The 21,496-nt window shown below is 62.4% G+C and carries 21 protein-coding genes; 11 read left to right on the plus strand and 10 right to left on the minus strand.

Annotated elements, in window-relative coordinates; all coding sequences use genetic code 11:
• Positions 1–43: 43 nt before the first annotated feature.
• A complete protein-coding gene (locus DBR46_RS21570) occupies positions 44–964 on the plus strand; it encodes a histone deacetylase (RefSeq protein WP_124527822.1) in 921 nt (306 codons plus the stop codon).
• 171 nt (positions 965–1,135) lie between these two features.
• Positions 1,136–2,362 carry a TIGR03862 family flavoprotein gene (locus DBR46_RS21575; protein WP_124527823.1) on the plus strand — a complete coding sequence of 409 codons (1,227 nt, stop codon included), beginning with the start codon at positions 1,136–1,138 and terminating at the stop codon, positions 2,360–2,362.
• Positions 2,363–2,494: 132 nt separating this feature from the next.
• Here the strand turns inward: DBR46_RS21575 and DBR46_RS21580 are convergent, their stop codons facing one another.
• Entirely contained in the window at positions 2,495–3,829 is a 1,335-nt protein-coding gene (locus DBR46_RS21580; protein WP_124527824.1) for a DEAD/DEAH box helicase, read from the minus strand.
• A gap of 47 nt (positions 3,830–3,876) precedes the next feature.
• Positions 3,877–4,773 (minus strand): drug/metabolite exporter YedA, encoded by an 897-nt coding sequence (gene yedA / locus DBR46_RS21585; protein ID WP_124527825.1) that lies wholly within the window; start codon positions 4,771–4,773, stop codon positions 3,877–3,879.
• Positions 4,774–4,933: 160 nt separating this feature from the next.
• On the opposite strand from yedA, the gene DBR46_RS21590 reads away from it, so the two are divergent.
• From DBR46_RS21590 to DBR46_RS21600, 3 genes are all read left to right on the plus strand, one after another.
• Positions 4,934–5,389, plus strand: a complete 456-nt coding sequence (locus tag DBR46_RS21590) for an Lrp/AsnC family transcriptional regulator (protein ID WP_124527826.1) — start codon at positions 4,934–4,936, stop codon at positions 5,387–5,389.
• Positions 5,379–6,062, plus strand: a complete 684-nt coding sequence (locus DBR46_RS21595; RefSeq protein WP_124527827.1) for a cyclase family protein — start codon at positions 5,379–5,381, stop codon at positions 6,060–6,062. Before DBR46_RS21590 ends, DBR46_RS21595 begins: the two co-directional genes overlap by 11 nt.
• A 451-nt stretch (positions 6,063–6,513) precedes the next feature.
• Positions 6,514–6,810 (plus strand): DUF3077 domain-containing protein, encoded by a 297-nt coding sequence (locus DBR46_RS21600; protein WP_124527828.1) that lies wholly within the window; start codon positions 6,514–6,516, stop codon positions 6,808–6,810.
• A 140-nt stretch (positions 6,811–6,950) separates the two neighbouring features.
• Here DBR46_RS21600 and DBR46_RS21605 read toward each other — a convergent pair whose 3' ends face one another.
• The 3 genes from DBR46_RS21605 to DBR46_RS21615 all read right to left on the minus strand — a co-directional run bounded on the left by DBR46_RS21605 (position 6,951) and on the right by DBR46_RS21615 (position 8,930).
• Entirely contained in the window at positions 6,951–7,562 is a 612-nt protein-coding gene (locus DBR46_RS21605) for a PolC-type DNA polymerase III (RefSeq protein WP_124527829.1), read from the minus strand.
• Positions 7,563–7,587: 25 nt separating this feature from the next.
• A complete protein-coding gene (locus DBR46_RS21610; protein WP_124527830.1) occupies positions 7,588–8,064 on the minus strand; it encodes an NYN domain-containing protein in 477 nt (158 codons plus the stop codon).
• A gap of 128 nt (positions 8,065–8,192) precedes the next feature.
• Positions 8,193–8,930 (minus strand): DUF2076 domain-containing protein, encoded by a 738-nt coding sequence (locus DBR46_RS21615; RefSeq protein ID WP_124527831.1) that lies wholly within the window; start codon positions 8,928–8,930, stop codon positions 8,193–8,195.
• Positions 8,931–9,110: 180 nt separating this feature from the next.
• On the opposite strand from DBR46_RS21615, the gene DBR46_RS21620 reads away from it, so the two are divergent.
• Together DBR46_RS21620 and DBR46_RS21625 are read left to right on the plus strand one after the other, a co-directional pair.
• Positions 9,111–9,770: a YciC family protein gene (locus DBR46_RS21620; RefSeq protein ID WP_124527832.1), complete on the plus strand. Its 660-nt coding sequence runs from the start codon at positions 9,111–9,113 to the stop codon at positions 9,768–9,770.
• A 40-nt stretch (positions 9,771–9,810) separates the two neighbouring features.
• Entirely contained in the window at positions 9,811–10,899 is a 1,089-nt protein-coding gene (locus DBR46_RS21625; RefSeq protein ID WP_124527833.1) for an endonuclease/exonuclease/phosphatase family protein, read from the plus strand.
• Between the two features lie 126 nt (positions 10,900–11,025).
• Here DBR46_RS21625 and hrpB read toward each other — a convergent pair whose 3' ends face one another.
• Positions 11,026–13,536, minus strand: coding sequence for an ATP-dependent helicase HrpB (hrpB, locus tag DBR46_RS21635; protein WP_124527834.1), 2,511 nt, complete (start codon positions 13,534–13,536; stop codon positions 11,026–11,028).
• 257 nt (positions 13,537–13,793) lie between these two features.
• On the opposite strand from hrpB, the gene DBR46_RS21640 reads away from it, so the two are divergent.
• Both DBR46_RS21640 and DBR46_RS21645 read left to right on the plus strand, forming a co-directional pair.
• Positions 13,794–14,213: a polyribonucleotide nucleotidyltransferase gene (locus tag DBR46_RS21640; protein ID WP_124527835.1), complete on the plus strand. Its 420-nt coding sequence runs from the start codon at positions 13,794–13,796 to the stop codon at positions 14,211–14,213.
• A gap of 15 nt (positions 14,214–14,228) precedes the next feature.
• Positions 14,229–15,122: a cation diffusion facilitator family transporter gene (locus tag DBR46_RS21645; RefSeq protein WP_124527836.1), complete on the plus strand. Its 894-nt coding sequence runs from the start codon at positions 14,229–14,231 to the stop codon at positions 15,120–15,122.
• Here DBR46_RS21645 and DBR46_RS21650 read toward each other — a convergent pair.
• Complete coding sequence (locus DBR46_RS21650; RefSeq protein WP_124527837.1) at positions 15,119–16,192, minus strand: DUF6515 family protein; 1,074 nt, start codon at positions 16,190–16,192, stop codon at positions 15,119–15,121. The two genes, DBR46_RS21645 and DBR46_RS21650, sit on opposite strands and share 4 nt — an antisense overlap.
• Before the next feature lie 415 nt (positions 16,193–16,607).
• Between DBR46_RS21650 and DBR46_RS21655 the strand changes: the two genes are divergently transcribed.
• Together DBR46_RS21655 and DBR46_RS21660 are read left to right on the plus strand one after the other, a co-directional pair.
• The gene (locus tag DBR46_RS21655) at positions 16,608–17,087 is read left to right on the plus strand and encodes an Lrp/AsnC family transcriptional regulator (RefSeq protein ID WP_017735654.1); all 480 of its coding nucleotides are present in this window, start codon (positions 16,608–16,610) and stop codon (positions 17,085–17,087) included.
• A gap of 135 nt (positions 17,088–17,222) precedes the next feature.
• A complete protein-coding gene (locus tag DBR46_RS21660; RefSeq protein WP_025999909.1) occupies positions 17,223–17,432 on the plus strand; it encodes a DUF2788 domain-containing protein in 210 nt (69 codons plus the stop codon).
• On the opposite strand, the gene DBR46_RS21665 is transcribed toward DBR46_RS21660, so the two are convergent.
• The 3 genes from DBR46_RS21665 to DBR46_RS21675 form a co-directional block, all read right to left on the minus strand.
• Positions 17,427–18,062, minus strand: coding sequence for a pseudouridine synthase (locus DBR46_RS21665; RefSeq protein ID WP_124527838.1), 636 nt, complete (start codon positions 18,060–18,062; stop codon positions 17,427–17,429). The two genes, DBR46_RS21660 and DBR46_RS21665, sit on opposite strands and share 6 nt — an antisense overlap.
• A gap of 71 nt (positions 18,063–18,133) precedes the next feature.
• Positions 18,134–19,606 (minus strand): AMP nucleosidase, encoded by a 1,473-nt coding sequence (amn, locus tag DBR46_RS21670; RefSeq protein WP_177414105.1) that lies wholly within the window; start codon positions 19,604–19,606, stop codon positions 18,134–18,136.
• 181 nt (positions 19,607–19,787) lie between these two features.
• Entirely contained in the window at positions 19,788–21,443 is a 1,656-nt protein-coding gene (locus DBR46_RS21675; protein ID WP_124527840.1) for an acyl-CoA dehydrogenase family protein, read from the minus strand.
• Between the last annotated feature and the right edge of the window lie 53 nt (positions 21,444–21,496).

A 21,496-nucleotide genomic window follows, 5' to 3' on the forward strand; every position in this document is an offset into this window, starting at 1 on the left:
CAACGCGGGTAAGATCCGTCGCAGGTTCCCATCAGAAAATCCCATGCCTTTGCCACTGATCTACCACGATGACTACAGCCCCGAGTTCCCGGCGGACCACCGCTTCCCCATGGACAAGTTCCGCCTGTTGCGTGACCACCTCGTGTCCAGCGGGCTGACCGAGGACAGCCAACTGCTGCGCCCGCCGTTGTGCCCGCCGGACATCCTGGCCCTGGCCCATGATCCGGGCTACATCGCACGCTACATGGGCGGCGAACTGTCCCGCGAAGACCAGCGCCGCCTCGGCCTGCCGTGGAACGAAGCCCTGGCCCGGCGCACGGTGCGCGCGGTCGGCGGTTCGATCCTCGCCGCCGAACAGGCGCTGGAACACGGCCTCGCCTGCCACCTCGCCGGTGGCACCCACCACGCCCACTACGATTACCCAGCGGGCTTCTGCATCTTCAATGACCTGGCGGTGATCAGCCATTACCTGCTGGCCAGCGGCCGGGTCAACCGTGTGCTGATCTTCGACTGCGACGTGCATCAGGGTGATGGCACTGCCCGCATCCTCCACGACACGCCGGACGCCATCACCGTGTCGCTGCACTGTGAAAAGAACTTCCCCGCGCGCAAGGCCCAGAGCGACTGGGACATCCCACTGCCCATGGGCATGGGCGACGCCGATTACCTCAAGGTGGTGGACGACGCACTCAACTACCTGCTGCCGCTCTACCAGCCGGACCTGGTGCTGTACGACGCCGGCGTCGATGTGCACAAGGACGACGCCCTCGGTTACCTCAAGCTGACAGACCAAGGCGTGGCCGCCCGCGATGAAAGCGTGATGCGCCACTGTCTGGGTCGCGACATCCCGGTGATGGGCGTGATCGGCGGCGGCTACAGCAAAGACCGCCCTGCCCTGGCCCGACGCCACGGCATCCTGCACCACAGCGCACAACGGGTATGGACGTCATCAGGCTGTCATTGAACTGTGGGCGTTACCCACAATGCCTGTGGAACGGCCTGTGGATAACTTGAGCGTAAGCCGCTGTAAGCCAGCAACTGTATAGCTTGTAGGAAGCTGTACGTTTTTTGATCAGTTGTTTGTGTTGTCGTCGGGTAGAATGCTCGGCCTGTTTAACCGACCGTAGCCCTCGCCATGTCCCAGACCGCTCCCCACCACGTCACCATTATCGGCGGCGGCCCTGCCGGGCTGATGGCCGCTGAAGTCCTGAGCCAGGCGGGTGTGCGGGTGGACCTCTACGACGGCATGCCTTCAGTGGGACGAAAATTCCTGCTGGCAGGCGTGGGCGGCATGAACATCACCCACTCCGAAGCCTACCCGGCGTTCCTGTCGCGCTACGCCGAGCGTGCACCACACATGGCCCCGTTGCTGCGTGGGTTTGGTGCCGAGGCGTTGTGCGAATGGATACATGGGCTGGGTATCGAAACCTTTGTCGGCACCTCCGGCCGAGTGTTTCCTACCGACATGAAAGCCGCGCCGTTACTGCGCGCCTGGCTCAAGCGCCTGCGGGACCAGGGCGTGGTTATCCACACCCGGCATCGTTGGACTGGCTGGAACGCCGACGGTGACTTACTTATCCACAGTCCCGACGGCGAAAAAACTGTCCACAGCAATGCCGTGCTGCTGGCCCTTGGTGGTGGCAGCTGGTCGCGCCTGGGTTCCGACGGGGCCTGGCTCACGTTGCTGGAAGGCAAAGGCGTGCCCACTGTCGCGTTGCAACCGAGCAACTGCGGCTTCGAAGTGTCGGCCTGGAGTGAGTTGATGGTCAGCAAATTCGCTGGCGCGCCGTTGAAAAATGTGGCCATCGGCTTGGGTGACGACAAACCTCGGCTCGGCGAGTGCGTCATCACCGCCACCGGTATCGAGGGCAGCCTGATTTACGCGCTGTCTGCGCCGATTCGCGAGGCGATCAACCAAACCGGCTCGGCCACCGTGCATATCGACCTGCTGCCGAGCAAGCCTGTGGACAAGATTCACGCCGCGCTAGCCAAGCCCCGTGGTTCGCGCTCGATGAGCAAACACTTGCACAGCCAGTTGGGGCTGGACGGTGTGAAAGCGGCGCTACTGCGCGAGCTGGCGCCGGCGGAACACTTCAATGACCTGGCGCAACTGGCCGCCGCAATCAAATCCCTGCCGCTGACCCTGGTGAAAACCCGGCCGATGGATGAGGCGATCAGCACCGCTGGCGGCGTGCCGTTCGAAGCACTGGATGAGCGCTTGATGCTCAAGCAATTGCCCGGGGTGTTTTGTGCGGGGGAGATGCTGGACTGGGAAGCGCCGACGGGTGGGTATTTGCTGACGGGGTGTTTTGCCAGTGGGCGGGCGGCTGGGCGGGGGATGGTGGAGTGGCTGAGGCGCTGAAATGAGTGGCGGATTCGAAGCCGCCTTCGCGAGCAAGCCCGCTCCCACACTTGACCGAGTTCCAACATGAGAATGCGGTCAAAATGTGGGAGCGGGCTTGCTCGCGAAGGGGCCATCAGCCCCACCGAAAAATCACTTCTTCTTACGCGGCCCGGTATTAAACACCGGCACCTTGCGCACCGGCTTGATCGAAGGCTCCGACGGCGCCACTTCCCCGCTGTCCACCCACTTGCCCAGGTTGCGCTTGCCGCCACCACCCGATGCTTTTGGCTTCTTCGGCTTTTTCGGCTTCTTCACCACCTGCCCGCTGGCATCGGTGTCCGGCACACGGTGCTCCGGTTCGAAGTCCGGCTCCATCTTGCGGGTCAACGTCTGACGCGTGAGCATCTCGATGGCCGACAGCATGTTCACTTCATCGGCACACACCAGGGAAATTGCCTCGCCGGTGTTGCCCGCACGGCCGGTACGACCGATACGGTGGATGTAGTCTTCCGCCACGATCGGCAGGTCGAAGTTGATCACCAGCGGCAGGTCTTCGATATCCAGGCCACGGGCTGCCACGTCGGTGGCCACCAGGATCTGCACTTCGCTGGTCTTGAAGCGGTCCAGCGCACGTTGGCGCGTGGCTTGGGGTTTGTCGCCATGGATGCCGTCGGCGTTGATGCCCAGGCCCTGCAACTTGTCCACCAGCGCGTCCACGCCGTTACGGGTCTTGGCGAACACCAGCACCTGCTTCCAACGGCCCTTGCGCATCAGGTGCACAAACAGCTCTGGCTTGCGCTTCTTGTCCACCGGCACCACCCACTGTTTCACGGTGTTGGCGGCGACGTTGCGCGGGCTGACTTCGATGCTCAGCGGGTCGTTGAGCATCTGCCGGGCGAGCAGGCGGATATCATCGGAGAAGGTCGCGGAGAACAGCAGGGTCTGGCGCTTTTTCGGCAGCATGCGGTAGATGTTCGCCAGTTCTTCGGAGAAGCCCAGATCGAGCATGCGATCGGCTTCGTCCAGCACCAGGGTTTGCAGCTGATTAAGCTTCAGCGCGTTCTGGCGGAACAGGTCGATCAGGCGGCCAGGGGTGGCGACCAAGATGTCGACGCCCTTGCGCAGCTTCATCATCTGCGGGTTGATGCTTACGCCGCCATACACCGCGTAGGTGGTCAGCGGCAGGTTTTGCGCATATTCGGCGACGCTGGCGTGAACCTGCTCGGCCAGCTCGCGGGTCGGGCACAGGATCAGTGCACGCGCCGAGTTGGCGGCGACTTTCGGCCCTTCCATGGTCAGCAGTTGCAGCAGCGGCAGGGCGAAACCGGCGGTCTTGCCGGTACCGGTCTGAGCCGCAGCCATCAGGTCGCGACCGGCCAATACCGCCGGAATGGCTTGCGCCTGCACCGGCGTCGGGGTCTGGTAGCCGAGCGTCTCAAGGGCGCGCAGCAAGGGTTCGATCAGGCCAAGGGAGGCGAAAGTCATGTAGTTACCGTAGGAAAATTCAGCGCAAGCACGCAATGCGCCGCAGTTTACCTTATTTCGGGCTTGGGCTTGCGCCACTGGGGCAGGCTGATCAGCAGGACGGCACTGATGATTACCAGCATCGCCAGGGCTTCCTCCATGCCGATGGTCTCGCCGACGAACACAATCCCGAGCAACACCGCCACCGCCGGGTTCACATAGGCATAACTGGTCGCCGCTGCCGGACGGACGTGTTTGAGCAGGTACATATAGGCGTTGAAGGCGATGATCGAACCGAACACGGCCAGGTAAGCCAGGGCCAGCCAGCCTTCCAGCGGCGGCATCGCTTGCAAGCGTTCACCGGTCAGCGCGCTGCCGATCAGCAGCGTTACGCCCGCCACCAGCATCTCCGCCGCACTGGCCATTGCGCCCTGGGGCAACGGCAAGCGTCGGCTCCACACCGAACCGAACGCCCACGAAGCGGCCGCGAACAGCAACAAAGCTGCGCCCATCGGGCTCGATTGCAAGGTGCTGCCCATATTGAGCATGGCGATGCCGGCAATCCCCAGGATCACACCCGCCCATTCCAGACGGGTATTACGTGCACCCCAGAAATATCCACAGAGCAAGGTAAACAACGGCACCGTCGCCACCGCCAGCGCGGCCACCCCGGACGACACCCCGGAATGCTCGGCCAACGTCACCGCGCCGTTGCCGAAGGTCAGCAGCAAGATGCCGATCTTCGCGCACGCCTTCCACTGCTCCCACGTCGGCGCCGGCACCCCGCGCCAGCGCAGAAAGCCATACATCACCGCCCCCGCCGCCAAAAAGCGAATCCCGCCGAGCATCAGTGGCGGCCAGTACTCCACGCCGATGCGGATCACCAGGTAGGTGGAACCCCAGATCACATACAACGCAAAAAAGGCGGCGATCAACGGTAAGGGAAAGCGACTTGGGCCAGGCATTGGGTGGCTCTATGGCAGGAGATGGGATGCTTATTCTAAAAAGGCAGGCCCTTAAACATAAGTTACAAAACCTGTTTAAACCGCCCATACACTTTTCAAAGCATGGTTATGAAGGCTATAACCCATGCTTTCGAAAGCCACGCGTGACTGGAGCCTTATCATGGACAAATACGACCGCATGCTCCTCAGCGCCCTGCTCGAAGACGGCCGTGCGTCCTACGCCCAACTGGCACGCACGGTGAACCTCTCGGCACCGGCCGTGGCTGAACGGGTGGCCAAGTTGGAGGCCAGCGGGGTGATCACCGGGTATCAGGCCAAGGTCGATCTGTCCAAGGTCGGCTTGCCGATTCAGTGTGTGATTGAACTGCGATTGACCAATCACGGCAGCCAGAAGGTGTATGACGCCCTGGCGGAAATCCCCGAGCTGACGGAATGCCATCGGGTGACGGGCGATCCGTGCGTGATCATGCAAGCGGCGGTGGGCTCGATGCCGGAGTTGGAGAACCTGATTAACCGGGTCGCCAAGTTTGGGTTCAGCAAGACCTCGATCATCTTGTCGAGTGCGATAGAGCGGCGGGTGCCGTTGGCGCAGTTGGAGGTTAAAAATGGTGGGTAAAGTCGTCAGTCTCAGCCATCCGATCAGCCCGCGCATTCCGCTGTGGCCCGGGGATCCGCCAGTGGAATTCGAAGACGTCGCGTCGTTGGAACAGGACGGTTATTTCCTACGCCGTTTCAGCATGGGCGAACACAGCGCCACTCACATGAATGCGCCGAACAGCTTCTTTGCTGAGGGGATGGGAATCGAAGGTTATCAACCGCAAGACCTGGTGCGGCCTGCGGTGGTGATCGACGTTCGGGCCCAGAGCACTCCGGACTACGAAATCAGCGTGCAGGATATTGAAGACTGGGAGCGCCAGCATGGGCTCATCGAAGCCGGTTCCGTCGTGCTGATGTACACCGGCTGGCAGCATCTTTGGAATGATCCGACAGCGTTTTTCGGCCAGGACGCACAGGGCTCGCACTTCCCCGGGATTGGCGAAGCGGCGATTGGTTTTTTGCTGGAGCAGCGTCAGATTGCCGGGGTAGGCATTGACACCCACGGGGTTGATCCGGGGCAGAGCAGCACGTTTGCGACGAACCATGCGGTGTTGGCGGGGAATGGGATTGTGCTTGAGTGTTTGACCAACCTGGATCAGTTGCCGGCTAAAGGCGCGACATTGGTGATTGGTGTATTGGCGCTTGAGGGCGGATCGGGATCGCCAGCTTCAGTGATGGCACTCATCGCCTGAAAACACCAAAAATCTAATGTGGCAGGTGGTGAGAAAAAAGAAGGGTCTGAGGGCACGACCAGACTTTGCCTACCGACAATTCTGATGGCGATTTAAAGTCGGCTCAAAAGCCCAGTATTTAAGTGGCCAGCAAGCCCCATCTCTTTCATTCGCAGGATGTTTCCTAGACAATTCCACGGCCTTGTTTCCGTCGGATCGGTTAGCTAGTCTCGCCCAGTCATCGAATATTCGGTGAACGGACGTGCAAGTCCGACGACGGCAATACGCAACAGCCTTAGCTCCCAACGCCTGCTTTTACTCCTGGCGTTAGTTCGTTATGGCAGCTGTACGCGGGAGATCTTCGGATCTACCGGACACCGTCACGGTCTTGCACACCCGCGTACTGCTGCCACCCTAAATTCGTGTGCAAGCGAACGGTTGCAGCTTCTTAACCTGACGGAGAAGTTACACCATGATCAAAGTCACCCCCGATCCACCCCGCTTTCTCAGCGAAGACGCCCTACTCAACCGCCGAGCCATCGACTACTACCTCAAAGCCTCCGCCCCGGATGCGCCAAGCTTCATCCTGAATGACAACCTGAGCTTCGAAGACGCCCTCGCCCATGCGGCGGATTTACTGCATTGCGCGGTGGAGACAGCGCACTCATCGGCAGAATCAATGAATGTGCAGCAGCGGGCAGTGATGCATTTGGTGGAGATGGCGAAGGTGGTCGTGGATCAGGCGCTGGACTGCACACAGTCTCGATGAACGACACATAACCCCTGTGGGAGCGGGCTTGCTCGCGAAGGCGGTGTGTCAGTCAATATATCCGGCGACTGATCCACCGCTTTCGCGAGCAAGCCCGCTCCCACATTTGAATCTTCTGTGTGCTTGGAATTGTGGTGGGGTCAGAAGCCGCGATGTTTCTTCAGGTGTTCGGTGATTTTTGCCGCAGGGACTTTCTGCAAGCTGCACAGCAAGTCATGGGACAGTTCACGCAAGCCATGCGTCCCCCGCAGCTCCTGCGCCAGATGCGCCGTAAGGTTGGCTGCCATTTCCGCATCCGCCATCGCCCGGTGAGCTTTACCGGTGTGGGGCAGTTGGGCAAAGGTGTTCAACGTGCCGAGCTTGTGATTCGGCGCCGAAGGCATCAGCCGCCGCGCCAGCAGCAACGAACAGGCAAATTTCTGCAAACGGGTACGGCGGATCAAACCCAGTTCAAAGTCCCAGAACTTCTGGTCGAACGCGGCGTTGTGCGCCAGCAGCGGCGTAGTGCCGACGAATTCGTTGACCTCGTTCATCACCCGCTCCGCCGGTGGCGCGCTGCGCAGCATGGCGTTGCTGATGCCGGTGAGTTGTTCGATGAACGCGGGCACGTGCACGCCGGTTTTCATCAGGCTCTGGTAGCGGTCCACGATCTGGCCGCGCTCCAGGATGACCACGGCGATTTCCGTGGCGCGGCACTGGCTGCTGGGGCTGATGCCGGTGGTTTCAAAGTCGATGACCGCTATACGTTCCAAACCTGTTCCAACTCCGTCTAACCATTTATTTGAGCAGCAACGCGCCTTCGATCGGCACGTAGCGGCTGGCGGCGCGTATCAGCGAATTGGCCGTCAGCCCGGGCACACCGTAGGCCACGGCTTCGACGCCATGTTTGTTGATGATGCGTTCGAGCAGCATGTCGAAATCACCGTCGCCCGAAGCCAGGACGATTTCATCGACATGGTCGGCGGCGTCCATGATGTCGAGGGTGATGCCCACGTCCCAGTCGCCCTTGGCCGAGCCGTCGCTGCGCTGGATGTAGGGCTTGAGTTTTACCGTGAAGCCCAGGTTGCGCAGGATCTGCTGGAATTGCTGCTGCTTGCTGTCGCCCCGGTCGATGGCATAGGCGTACGCCTCGACGATCTGCCCGCGTGAACTGATGTCAGCCCACAGGGCGGCGTAGTTGAAGTGGCAGCCATACGCTTGGCGCACGGTGTAGTAGAGGTTTTGTACATCGGCGAACACTGCAATTTTCTTCACCGCACTTCCCCATGACAGCCACTTGGATGCCGGGCGCGCACGCCCGCAAAGGCGCCAGTATGCCAGCCATGGGGGCGTTTCCGAGAAAAATCAGCCCGGCGCGACGAAGCGCGCCGGGCTTGGGAGGGTCAGACGAAGGAATCGTCGTCGCCATCGGTGAATGAATCGTCGGAATAATCGCTGTCGGCAAAGCTGTCCGAGTTGTTGCTGCCCCAGTTGTCGTTGCCGGCAAACTTCTGGTCGTCGTTGCCCCAGCCGCCTTGATCGCTGGCCGGTGCCGGTTGTTCGATGATTTCTTCCACCACCTGCGGCTGCTGGTTGTGATGGAACAGGCTGCTGATGCCTTCGGCCAGCAACACACCACCGGCCACACCGGCTGCGGTTTTCATCGCGCCGCCGAGAAAGCCGCTACCCACCGGCGCGGCGGCGGGAGGCTGTTGATAACTTTGTTGCGGCGCAGGCGGCGGGCTGAACGACGGACGCGTCGGCTCACGCCAGCCACCCGACGATGGCGCCGCGCTCTGGGCCGGTGGCTGTTCACGGGAACCGCCGCCACCAAAGATGCTCGACAGGAAGCCACCGCTGCTCGGCGCTGCGGCGGGTGCCGCTTGGGCTTTGGCACGCTGCAACTCTTCCTGCAACTGCTGGATCTGTTGCGCCTGCTGCTTGTTCTGCGCGTCGAGGCTCTTGAGCGCATGTTCCTGCACCAGGATCGACTGGGTCATGTAGTACCCGGCCGCCGGTTGGCGCGTCATGTGCTCCTTGATCCGCGCTTCGGCCAGGGCGTCGCGGGGGGCTGAGTCCGTTTCGGCTTGTTGCAACCGTGAAAACAGTCCATCGATCAGGGTTTGCTCTTCGCTGTTCATGGCGACCTCGTTAGATTGCCGGTAAAAATCGTGGCCTCGCCTGACGTCAGGCTGAGTGCGATCTAGTTATGGGGGTGTTACGAGTTGTTTCAATGGTCTTTACGCAAGGTTTACGTTTGCGTCCCAAAGGTCACGATCGGTTAAAGTGTCGCCCTTGCTTTCAGGCCTGCGAAGAACTTGATGAATCCGTTAGACGTGCTGCGCGACTCCTTTCGTTTCACCCTCGGCAACCTGGGCGCCATCGTCCAGTTGTGCCTGCCGCTGGTGATCCTCGAAGCCCTGCTGCAACAGGTACTCGACCACACGCTGGGCGCGGATGCGTTCCCCGGCTACAGCGTGGTGGTGGGGTTGCTGGTGTACCCGCTGTACACCGGTGCGTTGATCCTGTTTCTCGACGCCCGCACCCGTGGCGAGTCGCCGCGCACCAAGGATGTATGGGCCATGGCCCTGACCCTGTGGCCGCGCTTTGCCCTGCTGACGGCCATGAGCACGCTGTTGATCCTGCTGGGGTTGTCACTGTATTTCCTGCCGGGGCTGTGGTTGATGGTGGTGCTGGCGTTTGCCGAATACCTGCTGGTACTGCGCGGCATGTCGGCACTGGAAGCGATGAAGGAAAGCTTGCGTCTGACCCGTGGGCATTTCTGGCGCATCCTCGTGTGCCTGCTGAGCGTGATGGCGCCGCTGTGGCTGCTCAAGGGTGCCAGTGTCGCGGCCTACCCCACGCCGGCGCCGCTGCTCGGGTTGGTGATGGACAGCGCCCACAGCTTCCTGCAACTGTTCACCAGCGTGGTGTTGTTCCGTTTATTCATGCTGATCGGTGGCGATGCCGACGCGCGGTGATATGCTCCGTGCCATCTCTGAAACGCCATAAGCCGAGCCGATGACCCGTTTATTGCGCATCACCCTGCTGGGCCTGCTGATCAGCGCAGGCCTGCTCACCGCCCTGATCTACAGCCTGACCTGGCGCCCCGAACCCAAGGAAACCCTGCCCGTCAGCTGCGTCGCACCGCGTGCGCCGACCCTGCTGCCGGGGCAGGCGCTCAAGGTCATGACCTGGAACGTGCAATACCTCGCCGGCAAGAACTACGTCTTCTGGTACGACACCGCCGACGGCAGCGGCCCGGATGAGCGCCCCACCGTCGAAGACATGGCCTTCAGCCTCGACGAAGTAGCTCGGGTGATCCGCGACGAACAACCCGACATCCTGCTGTTGCAAGAACTCGACGAAAACGCCAAACCGTCCCACTACCAAGACCAGCTTGCCTTGCTGCAGGAACGCCTGGTCGACCTCTACCCATGCAGCGCCCAGGCCTTCGACTGGAAAGCCGACTTCGTCCCCGACCGGCACATCTTCGGCAGCGTCGGCCGCAAGCTGGCGACCCTCAGCCGCTACCAGATCGAACACGCCGAACGTCTGCAATTGCCTGCGCCCGAGGCCAATATCCTCAGCCGCCAGTTCCAACCCAAGCCGGCCCTGCTGCTGACGTACCTGCCGCTGAGCGACGGCGGCCAACTGGCCGTGCTCAACACCCGCCTGGACGGCAACGCGCCTGGGCGCAGTGCCGTGCAAGCGCAAGTGCAAGCCACGCTCAAGCTACTGGATAAATTCGAAGGCCGGGGCACACCCTGGTTGATCGGTGGGGATTTCAACCTGCTGCCGCTGGGGCAATTCCTACGCCTGGACGCGGCTAAACGCGGGCAGTATTCGCCAGACAGCGAGTTGCATCTGCTGTGGGATAAATACCCGATGATCCCGAGTAACAGCCAGTCCAGTGGCATTGACCGGGAGAAATGGCTGACGAATTTCCCCAATGATCCGAGCATCGATGGCCCGGATCGTACGCTGGATTACCTTTTCTACAGCCCGCGCATCAAGCGGGTGGAAGCCAGGGTGCGGCAGGACGATACGTTGCGTATTTCCAACCATTTGCCGGTGATTGCGCGGTTCCTGTTGCCCGCCGCGCAATAACGTCCAGTGGGAGCTGGCTTTTGTGGGAGCGGGCTTGCTCGCGAATGCGGTGGATCAGTTAACACATGCATCGACTGGCACGCCGCCTTCGCGAGCAAGCCCGCTCCCACATTTTGATCTTCATCGTTACGGCTTTCGGGGTTTGATCCTGGCCGTCGCTTCGGCCACCAGCGGATCATCCGGCCAATAATGTTTCGGATACCGCCCCTTCAGATCCTTCTTCACCTCGGCGTAGGTACTGCGCCAGAAGTTCGCCAAATCCTGCGTCACCTGCACCGGCCTACGCGCCGGGGACAGCAGGTGCAACTTGACCACCTGGCGCCCGCCGGCAATACGCGGCGTATCCGCCAAGCCGAATAATTCCTGCAGGCGCACCGCCAGAATCGGCGGCTGTTCGCTGTAATCCAGACGCACCGATGAGCCCGACGGCACTTTCACATGTTGCGGCGCCAGTTCGTCGAGGCGCTGGGGCAGCGGCCAGGGCAACAGGTTGTGCAGGAAGCTGGAGATATCCAGGTTGGCAAAATGACTCAGACGCGAGACTTTGCCCAGATAAGGCATCAGCCAATGTTCGAGGCCGGCGAGCAAGGCGCCGTCGCTGATGTCAGGCCATTCGCTGGTTTTGCCGGCATCGAGATGGCGCAGCAGCATGACGCGGGCTTGCCATTGACGCAGCTCGGGTGTCCACGGCAGTAATTCCAGGCCTTTGCGCCGCACCAGGTTGACCAGCGCCTGGCTACGCGCGGCTTCGTCGAGGCCGGTGAGGGGCTCGCGGCTCAGTACCAGCTCGCCGACTTTGCGCTGGCGTTCGGCGCGCAGCACGCCTTCGCGTTCGTCCCAGTCAAGTTGGTCGACGTTGCGCACCTGCTCGGCGAGCACCGTGTCGAACAGCGCCGGATCAAAGTCCGCCGCGAGGTAGATGCGTTCTTCACGCTGGCCCTGGCGGCTGCCGAGGTCGGCAATCACCAGCCACGCTTGTTTCATCAGGCTATCAGCCTCGGCGAACAGTGCCGCGCGACCATTGGCCAGGCGATATTCGGCGCCACCGGGGCGACGTTGCTGGGCGACGCGGTCCGGGTAGGCCAGCGCCAGCAAGGCGCCGAGCCAGCGCGGGTGATCGGGGTCGGCCACCGCTTGCGTGGCCTTGCCTCTTAGATAGCCACGGTATTGCCGCGCCAATTGCTTGGCCCGCTGCACGCCGCCTTGGGTACCGCGCGCGCGTTCTTCGCCGGACAGCAGCGCCAAGCGACTGTGCAAATCCGCCCCGCCACCGCGCAAGATATCGCGCTCGCCCAGCAGCGCCGCAACATCACATGCCGTGGTCGCCAGGCCCAGATCCTGCCCGCGCAACAGCAAATGGGCGATACGCGGATGGGCCGGCAGCTCGGCCATTTTCTGGCCGTGGGCGGTGAGTTTGTCGTCATTCAAGGCACCAAGGCGCACCAGCAGATCCTGCGCCTGGGCATACGCCGCGGTGGGCGGCACATCCAGCCACACCAGTTGTGTGGGCGTGACGCCCCAGCGTGCGAGTTGCAAGGCCAGGCCGGCGAGGTCGGCAGCGAGGATTTCCGCGCTGCCATACGCAGCGAGGCCTTCATGCTGGTCTTCGGACCACAACCGGTAACACACCCCCGGCTCCAAGCGCCCGGCCCGACCGGCACGCTGGGTCGCACTGGCGCGGGAGATCCGCTGGGTGTCGAGGCGGGTCATGCCGCTACCCGGGTCGAAGCGCGGCACCCGCGCCAGCCCGGCGTCGATCACCACGCGCACGCCGTTGATGGTCAGGCTGGTTTCGGCGATGTTGGTGGCCAGCACCACTTTACGTTTGCCGGCGGGCGCCGGGTCGATGGCCGCGCGCTGGGCGTTGAGGTCGAGCTCGCCATGCAGCGGGCAGAGCAGCACATCGGTGCGTTCACCGAGGGCGTCAGCCAGTTGCTGGTTGACCCGGCGAATCTCGGCCTGACCCGGTAGGAAAACCAACACGCTGCCCGTTTCGTCGTGCAGCGCTTCAAGGATAGTCTGCACCAGGCGCGGCTCGATAAATTCTCCGGCCTGGTACGGCCGCCCCCAGCGTATCTGCACCGGGAACATGCGCCCTTCGCTGCGCAGAATCGGCGCGTTGTCGAGCAAGCCGGACAGGCGCTCGCCCTCAAGGGTGGCGGACATCAGCAGGATTTTCAGTGGCTGCTCATCACGAAACAGGTCGCGGCCGTTGAGGCTCAGGGCCAGCGCGAGGTCGGCGTCGAGGCTGCGCTCGTGGAACTCGTCGAAGATCAGCAGCCCCACGCCGTCCAGCACCGGGTCGTCCTGCAAGCGGCGGGTGAGGATGCCTTCGGTGACCACTTCGATGCGCGTATTGGGCCCGACTTTGCTGTCGAGACGGATGCGATAGCCGACGGTTTCACCGACCTTTTCCCCCAGTTCACTGGCCAGCCGTTCGGCGGCGGCGCGGGCGGCGAGGCGGCGGGGTTCGAGCATCAGGATGGTTTGCCCGGCCAGCCACGGCTCATTCAACAACGCCAACGGCACGCGGGTGGTTTTACCGGCACCGGGTGGTGCTTCCAGCACGGCTTCATGGCGATTCGCCAAGGCGTCACGCAGGGCGGGTAAAACATCATCGATCGGCAACGAATTCATACTGGCTCCAAAGCAGAGCGGCGAGTATAACGGCGAACGGCCGAGTGCCGGTGCTGGTCTCAGAAACGCCGCCCACTTCGATTGTGAATGCAATCAAAGGTGGGAGCTGGCCTGTGTGGGAGCGGGCTTGCTCGCGAAGACGGAGTGTCAGTCAACAGATGTACCGACTGATCCACCGCTTTCGCGAGCTGGCCCGCTCCCACATTGGATCTTCGTCGCTTATAGTCCCGTATCAATCGTATTCAGGAGATTTCCCCATGCGTATCGCTTCCCGTGTCCTCGGCGGTGTCCTTACCGTCACCCTGTTGAGCCAATTGACGGCCTGCGGTTCGATCTTCTACCCGGATCGCCGTGGCCAGATCGACGGCAAGATCGACCCGACGATTGCCGTGCTCGACGCCGTGGGCCTGTTGTTCTACGTGATCCCTGGCCTGATCGCCTTTGGCGTGGACTTCGCCACCGGTGCGATCTACTTCGAACCGGGCAAGACCGCGCAGGTTGCGCCAGAGAAACTGCACGAAGCCATCGGCGCCGACGGCAAGGTCGATAACGCCAAGCTGCAAACCATCATCCAGAAAGAAACCGGCCACACCCTTCCGCTGGACGACCCGCGCATGATCCAGTTCAAGGGCAGCGTGCAACAACTCGCCTCCCTCGGCCTGCAACCCGCCGCCTAAGGATTCGACCCGTCTATGACCAGCAGCCCCGAACACGCCAGGCTCCTGCGCCTGGCCACCCGCGCTTCGGTCGGCGTGGCCTGCGCGCTGATTATCACCAAGGCCATCGCCTGGTGGCTCAGCGGCTCGGTGAGCATGCTCGCCGGGTTGACCGACTCGCTGCTGGACGGCGTCACCTCGCTGCTGAACTTGATCGCGGTGCACTACGCCCTGCGCCCGGCCGATGACGATCACCGTTACGGCCACGGCAAGGCGGAGTCACTGGCGGGCATGGCCCAGGCCCTGTTTATCGGCGGCAGTGCGGTGTTGATCGCGCTGCAAGCTTATGAGCGCTTGCAGCACCCGGAACCGGTCGGCGCGCCGTGGCTAAGCATTGGCGTGATCATTTTTTCGCTGGTGCTGACGGTGGCGTTGCTGATGCTGCAACACCGGGTGGTCCGCGAAACCGGCTCCAACGCGGTGCGGGCCGACTCGCTGCACTATCGCTCGGACTTGCTGCTCAACGGCAGCATCCTGGTGGCGCTGGTGATTGCCGGCCTGGGTTTTCATCAGGTGGATGCGTGGTTCGGCCTGGGCATCGCCGCCTACATTTTGTGGAGTGCGGTCCAGATCGCCCGGGAAAGCTTTGCAGTGTTGATGGATGAAGAGCTGCCGGCAGACGTCAGCCAGCACATGCTGGAACTGGCCCGCAGCGTACCCGGCGTGCTCGGCGCCCACGACTTGCGCACGCGCATCTCGGGCAACCACTGGTTTGTGCAGTTGCACCTGGAGTTGCCGGGGGAATTGACGCTGTCGGTGGCCCACGCCATCAGCGACCAGGCCGCCGATGCGATCCATAACGCCTACCCGCGCGCCGAAGTGCTGGTGCACGCCGACCCGCGGGAAGTGGTCACGGGAAACAAGGCCTAGTACTGCACCTGATACCCGCGACTGCTCAGGCAGTTGCCCTGGGCCTGGCGGTAGGTTTGCACCACCGCCGGGTCGGGGGCGTAGGTGACTTGTTGCGGGTCGAAGCCGCTTTGCTGCACGGCCCAGCGATAACAGTCATAACCGTCCTGCTGCACCTGGGCCGGTGACTGGCCGTTGGCGGGATAGGCCACCACGTCATAGCCATTACCCTGCGGCGCCGGTTGTGGCGCGGGCACTTGCGTGGGCGGTTGCACCACCACGTACTGCTGGGAGCTGCTTTCATAGGTGTAATAAGCACCGGCCGCGAGGAAGAACAGCGCGCTGCCCACCCACACTTCCCGCGCGTAGTCCGGCAGGTATTGCACGCGGATGCCGTACGGTGGCGTCACCACGACATAACGCGGGCCCTGCGGGCGATACCAGTAGCCGCCGGAGAAGAAGTAGTCCTGGCCACGGTAAGGCACGCGGTAGTTGCGGTCGGGGAAGCGGTCGATCACGTACCCAGGGCGATGCTGCGGGCCAGGGCCCCAGCCATTGCCGTGCCCGTCGGGGCGGCCTGGCCAGCGGTTGTCGCCAGGGCGGTTATTGTTGTAGCCGCCGTTGTTGCCGGGACGCGAGCCAGGGCCGCCGACCTCCCAGTGCTGATTGCCGTCGTTGCGGCGGGGGATGTCGCGGTAGTAACCCTGGCGCGGTTCCTGGGTCTGGCGCACGGTGTCGGGGCGGCTCTGGATCGGCAGGTTGTTCGACGGCTGCGGTTGCACGGGCCGACTCGGCTCATTGCCCGGCTGACGCCCCTGCCAATGGTCGTTCTGGCCACCGCGCTGTTCGAAATGCTGATTCTGCGGGCGAGGCTGATTGTTCTCCGGCCGTGGCTGATTGTTTTCAGGCCGTGGCGCGTTGTTCTGCTGGCGTGGCGGTTCATTGCCCTGCTGTCGGCCGCCGCCCTGGCCGCGCTCATGCTGCCCCCCGCCTTCAGGCCGTGGGGTGTTATCACGCTCGTCGGCCAATGCTTGCGCGCCAACGGTGACCATCAGCAAACCTACACCTGTCAAACGCCAGATGCGCTTCATGCTATTCCTCACTGCGGATTAGGGCCTATCCATGAGACTGGAAAAGCACGGCCCGGTTCTCGGACAGGTTATCAGTCACGAGAAACATTTTCGCAGGCAAAAGAAAAGGGGTGACCCGTCGGCCACCCCTTGAGAACTTCGTCCTGGCTCAACGCTTTTGACGTTGGCTCACCTCACGCCGTCTTGTGGACAGTGTGCAGCCTGGAGGCCGGCTCAACCCTGCTGGGGTGGCGGCCGCAGCGCACCTGATTGGGCGGGCTGCTGTGGACTGTTGTCCAGGCGGTGATTCTGTTGATAAAGATACCCGCCAGCGCCCGGCAGATGATTGCGAAGATTGCGTCAATAAACAGTGCTTGCGCAATTTTTAACCCTTCATAGATAATTCGCCGCAATAGTTACGACAAAGGCCAACCCAATGAGCAAGCTTGACCGATACGACCTGAGTATTTTGGCGGAATTGCAGCGTGACGCGCGGATCTCCAACCAGGAGTTGGCCGAACGCATCGGCTTGTCGCCATCGCCGTGCTCGCGCCGGGTCAAGCAGTTGGAGGACGACGGCTACATCGCCCGCCAGGTTGCCCTGCTCGACCGCAAGATGCTGGGCCTGAGCCTCACCGCTTACGTGCTGATCGGCATGGACCGGCACACACCGGAGCGTTTCGAGAACTTCGAAGCAGCGATCCGCACCCTGCCCCAGGTGCTGGAATGCAGTTTGGTCACCGGGATGGATGCTGACTATCAGTTGAAGGTGGTGGTGCCGGATATGGATCACTATCAGAAATTGCTGCTGGGACATCTCACGCGCATTGATGGCGTGACCAGCGTGCGGTCGAGCTTTGTGCTCAACCAAGTACTCAACAGCACCGAGCTACCCCTGACTCACCTGCGCACCTGATCTCAAACACAATGAAGATCCCCTGTGGGAGCCCGCTCCCACATTTGGATTGCACTTCGATCCAGGTCAATGTTGCGTCTGTAACGCTGCCGTATACTTGCCCGCCTGCCCTGTCGGAAGCCCCCCATGAACAACATCGACCCCGCCCTCTTCGAAGAATGGATGATGACCGGCCTGGTCACCATTCTGATCATTTTCATGGGCTTTATCGTCTGGGACCTGGCGAAGAAGTCCAAGGCCGGGCGCTTTGGCTCGTTCATCCTGTTCTTCGTGCTGGGCCTGGGTGTGGCCGCGTTCATCATCAAGAGCGTGGTGATCGGCCTGATCGAGTCCGGCGCCCTATAGGCGCGCCGGCACTTCCTTCCACTGGCCCTGGTCCAGGCCGTCGATCGTCCAATCGCCAATTCGCACACGCACCAGGCGCAAAGTGGGCAAGCCCACTGCCGCCGTCATACGCCGAACCTGGCGGTTGCGCCCTTCTCGAATCACCAACTCCAGCCACGACGTGGGCACGCTTTTGCGAAAGCGCACCGGTGGGTTGCGCGGCCATAAATCGGGCTCGGCCAACTGCCGGGCTTCGGCGGGCAAGGTCATGCCGTCGTTGAGTTCCACACCGGCACGCAGGCGTTGCAGTTGTTCTTCGCTCGGTTCGCCTTCCACCTGCACCCAATAGGTTTTCGCCAGCTTGTGCTTGGGGTCGGCAATCCGCGCCTGCAACTGGCCATCGTTGGTCAGCAGCAGCAAACCCTCGCTGTCACGGTCCAGGCGGCCCGCCGGGTAGATGCCGGGGATGTCGATGAAATCCTTGAGGGTCGCGCGCCCACCTTCGTCGCTGAACTGGGTCAGCACGTCGAATGGCTTGTTGAACAGGATCAGCTTCGGCTCGGCCGGCGGAGCCTTGGCAACGCGACGCGCGGCGGAATATGGGGGTTTCACGCCAGGGCGGCGCGAATCGGGACGGGTGGGACGGGACATGGCTTCGGTACATCTAACAGTCAGGACCGACAATGCTAGTGGCCTGACCGTTAAATGACCATCCCAACCGCTTAGCGGAACGGCGGCTCGTCGAAGCTGCGCAGTTTGCGCGAGTGCAGCGAGTTGAGTTCGGTGCGCAGCAGATCCACCGCCTCGATGCCGATCTTCAAGTGCTGGCTCACCGCACGCTCATAGAACGCGTTGGCCGAACCCGGCAGCTTGATCTCGCTGTGCAGCGGTTTATCCGAGACACACAGCAACGTGCCATACGGCACACGCAAACGATAACCCTGGGCGGCGATGGTGCCGCTTTCCATGTCCACCGCCACGGCGCGGGACAGGTTGATCAGCGGCCGTTCCTGGGCCCAGCGCAGTTCCCAGTTACGGTCGTCGTAGGTCAGCACGGTGCCGGTACGCAGGCGTTTTTTCAGCTCTTCGCCTTTTTCGCCCGTGACGTTGGCCGCCGCTTGCTGCAAGGCCATTTGCACTTCGGCCAGGGCCGGGATAGGGATATTCGGCGGCACCACCCGGTCGAGAATCCCATCGCGGCGCATATAGGCGTGGGCCAGTACGTAGTCACCGATGGTCTGGGATTGGCGCAGGCCGCCACAGTGGCCGATCATCAGCCAGCAATGCGGACGCAGCACAGCCAGGTGATCGGTGATGTTCTTGGCGTTGGACGGGCCGACACCGATGTTCACCAGGGTCACGCCGTGGCCATCAGTGGCCTGCAAGTGATAGGCCGGCATCTGGTAGCGATGCCAGACCACGCCCGCCGCAATCGCCGACGCTTCGCCGTGATCCATGCTCTTGTCGATCACCACGTTGCCCGGCAGCACCATGCGGATGAAGCGCGGGTCGCTGCGCAGTTGTTCCAGGCCATGCAGGATGAACTGGTCCACATAGCGGTGGTAGTTGGTCAGCAGGATCCACGGCTGCACATGGCGCCAGTCGCTGCCGGTGTAGTGCACCAGGCGGCGCAGGGAAAAGTCCACGCGGGCGGCATCGAACAGCGCCAGGGGCAGCGGGTCGGTGTTTTCCCAGTCGTAGAGGCCGTCGGCGATGCCATCGGTGGCGGCCGACAGGTCGGTGCTCGGGAACACGCGGGCCAGGGTCGCGGCGGTCACGCCGGAGCCGGCCAGTTCGTCGCCCTGCTCCACCACGTACGGGTACGGGATGTTCTGCTGGCTGACGCCCACTTCCACCGTCACGGTGAAGTCGTGCATCAACGGCACCAGTTGCTCCAGCAGATACTTACGGAACGCGGCGGGATGGGTGACGGTGACGCTGTAGGTCCCCGGCAACTGGACCTTGGCGTATGCCCGGGTAGTCTGTGGGACTTCGCCGTGGCAGTGGTAGGTCAGGCGCAGTTCCGGGTAGCGAAACAGCGCGCGTTGTTCGGCGTCGGGTTCGACGCGGTCTTTGAGGTATTGCTTGAGGGCTTGGTTGAGTGCGCCGGTAGCACGCTCATGCAGAGCCGCCAGCCGGTCCACGGCTTCTTCGGCGGATTGAACGACAACAAAAGCTTCGGTCACGGTAAGCATCCTGTGTTCTGACGTGCAGGCCTTTATCTTGCCTGTATCCCGGGCCTACTGAAACAGTGCAATTGGAATGCGATTAATAATGTGGGAGCGGGCTTGCTCGCGAATGCGGTGGGTCAGCTACTGAATAGGTGACTGATACACCGCATTCGCGAGCAAGCCCGCTCCCACATTTTGATCGTGTTTATTCAGAGAGGTTGGGGGTGGACCTCGTGACGATGGTTTCCACATCCACCCCACGCGGCAACGTGCCATAAACGCGGCCGGACGATTCGCCGAGGCGACTGGCAATAAACCCATCACTGACCGCCCCATTCCCCGCCTCCAGCAACAGCTTGGCCTGCAACGCCACGGCGATGTCCTCGGTGAGTTGCCGCGCACGGTACTGGATGTCCTGGGTGTCCATAAACGCCGACTTCAACTGCTCGATATGCCGCGCCAACTGCTTGTCACCGTGCCCATCCCCCAGCTCGACAAACAACGCCTCCAACACCCCCAGCTCTTTCGACAGCGCGCGCAGCACATCCAGGCACTGCACATTGCCGGAACCTTCCCACGTCGAATTCACCGGTGCCTCACGGTACAGGCGCGGCAGGATGCTGTCCTCGACATACCCGGCACCGCCCATGCACTCGGCGGCTTCGTTGATCATTGCCGGCGCGCGCTTGCAGATCCAGTACTTGCCCACCGCCGTCACCAGCCGGGCGAACTTGGCTTCCTGTTCATCCCCAAGGTGATCCAGCGCACGACCCATGCGCATGCTCAGCGCCAGCGCCGCTTCGCTCTCCAGCGCCAGGTCGGCGAGGACGTTTTGCATCAACGGCTGTTCGCTGAGTACACGACCGCCCACCGTCCGATGGGCGCAATGATGGCTGGCCTGGGTGAGTGCCTGGCGCATCAGGGCGCTGGAGCCGACCATGCAATCGAAGCGGGTCATGGCGACCATTTCGATGATGGTCGGTACGCCACGGCCTTCTTCGCCAATCATCCACGCCAGGGCGCCACGGAACTCCACTTCGCTGGAGGCGTTGGAGCAGTTGCCGAGTTTGTTTTTCAGGCGCTGGATATAGAACTCGTTACGCGTGTCATCCGGGCGGTGCCGGGGCAGCAGGAAACAGGTGAGGCCCTTGTCGGTCTGGGCCAGGGTCAGGAAGGCATCGCACATCGGTGCCGAGCAGAACCATTTGTGCCCTACCAGCTCATACGCCTGCCCGGGGCCGCCGGCGCCCACCGGAAACGCGCGGGTGGTGTTGGCGCGCACGTCGGTGCCGCCCTGCTTCTCGGTCATGGCCATGCCGATGGTGGCCCCGGCTTTATGGGCGATGCCGACGTTGCGTGGATCGTATTCGGTGTTGAGGATTTTCGGCAGCCAGATGTCCGCCAAGTCGGGTTGCAGCCGCAGGGCCGGCACACAGGCGAAGGTCATGGTCAACGGGCAACCGGTGCCGGCTTCGGCCTGGCTGTGCAGGTAGGTCAAGCCGGCGCGGGCCACGTGGGCGCCCGCCTGCGGATGCGCCCATGGCATCGATGGCAGGCCGTGCTCGACGGCCGTGCGCATCAGCTCGTGGTAGGCCGGGTGGAACTCCACCAGGTCGATGCGATGGCCATAACGATCGTGGCTGTTGAACACCGGCTTGTTTTGATTCGCCAGGAACCCGGCCGCCATCAGCGGGCCACCGGCCAGCGCACCGTAGGCATCCAGGCGCGCCTCGGCCCAGCCGGCGCCAAAGCGCCGCGACCACTCTTGCAAGGGCACGTCGATGCGGAACAGGTTGATGCCGTCCAGGGACGGCGGCTGGTTGGTGACGTCGTGGGTTTCGGCGAACTGATGCAGGTTCATGACGGGCCTCCTGGAAAAAAGGCCACGGTCATTGGCGGCCTGAATTTCAGTTA

Origin of the sequence: Pseudomonas sp. KBW05 (assembly GCF_003852405.1) — a bacterium.
Lineage (GTDB): Bacteria > Pseudomonadota > Gammaproteobacteria > Pseudomonadales > Pseudomonadaceae > Aquipseudomonas.

Bases quoted from the DNA above. Each gene is read 5' to 3' on its own strand.
- DBR46_RS21570 (WP_124527822.1), top strand. From the start codon at position 44: ATGCCTTTGCCACTGATCTACCACGATGACTACAGCCCCGAGTTCCCG.
- DBR46_RS21575 (WP_124527823.1), top strand. From the start codon at position 1,136: ATGTCCCAGACCGCTCCCCACCACGTCACCATTATCGGCGGCGGCCCT.
- DBR46_RS21580 (WP_124527824.1), bottom strand. From the start codon at position 3,829: ATGACTTTCGCCTCCCTTGGCCTGATCGAACCCTTGCTGCGCGCCCTT.
- yedA (WP_124527825.1), bottom strand. From the start codon at position 4,773: ATGCCTGGCCCAAGTCGCTTTCCCTTACCGTTGATCGCCGCCTTTTTT.
- DBR46_RS21590 (WP_124527826.1), top strand. From the start codon at position 4,934: ATGGACAAATACGACCGCATGCTCCTCAGCGCCCTGCTCGAAGACGGC.
- DBR46_RS21595 (WP_124527827.1), top strand. From the start codon at position 5,379: ATGGTGGGTAAAGTCGTCAGTCTCAGCCATCCGATCAGCCCGCGCATT.
- DBR46_RS21600 (WP_124527828.1), top strand. From the start codon at position 6,514: ATGATCAAAGTCACCCCCGATCCACCCCGCTTTCTCAGCGAAGACGCC.
- DBR46_RS21615 (WP_124527831.1), bottom strand. From the start codon at position 8,930: ATGAACAGCGAAGAGCAAACCCTGATCGATGGACTGTTTTCACGGTTG.
- DBR46_RS21620 (WP_124527832.1), top strand. From the start codon at position 9,111: ATGAATCCGTTAGACGTGCTGCGCGACTCCTTTCGTTTCACCCTCGGC.
- DBR46_RS21625 (WP_124527833.1), top strand. From the start codon at position 9,811: ATGACCCGTTTATTGCGCATCACCCTGCTGGGCCTGCTGATCAGCGCA.
- hrpB (WP_124527834.1), bottom strand. From the start codon at position 13,536: ATGAATTCGTTGCCGATCGATGATGTTTTACCCGCCCTGCGTGACGCC.
- DBR46_RS21640 (WP_124527835.1), top strand. From the start codon at position 13,794: ATGCGTATCGCTTCCCGTGTCCTCGGCGGTGTCCTTACCGTCACCCTG.
- DBR46_RS21645 (WP_124527836.1), top strand. From the start codon at position 14,229: ATGACCAGCAGCCCCGAACACGCCAGGCTCCTGCGCCTGGCCACCCGC.
- DBR46_RS21650 (WP_124527837.1), bottom strand. From the start codon at position 16,192: ATGAAGCGCATCTGGCGTTTGACAGGTGTAGGTTTGCTGATGGTCACC.
- DBR46_RS21655 (WP_017735654.1), top strand. From the start codon at position 16,608: ATGAGCAAGCTTGACCGATACGACCTGAGTATTTTGGCGGAATTGCAG.
- DBR46_RS21665 (WP_124527838.1), bottom strand. From the start codon at position 18,062: ATGTCCCGTCCCACCCGTCCCGATTCGCGCCGCCCTGGCGTGAAACCC.
- amn (WP_177414105.1), bottom strand. From the start codon at position 19,606: ATGCTTACCGTGACCGAAGCTTTTGTTGTCGTTCAATCCGCCGAAGAA.
- DBR46_RS21675 (WP_124527840.1), bottom strand. From the start codon at position 21,443: ATGAACCTGCATCAGTTCGCCGAAACCCACGACGTCACCAACCAGCCG.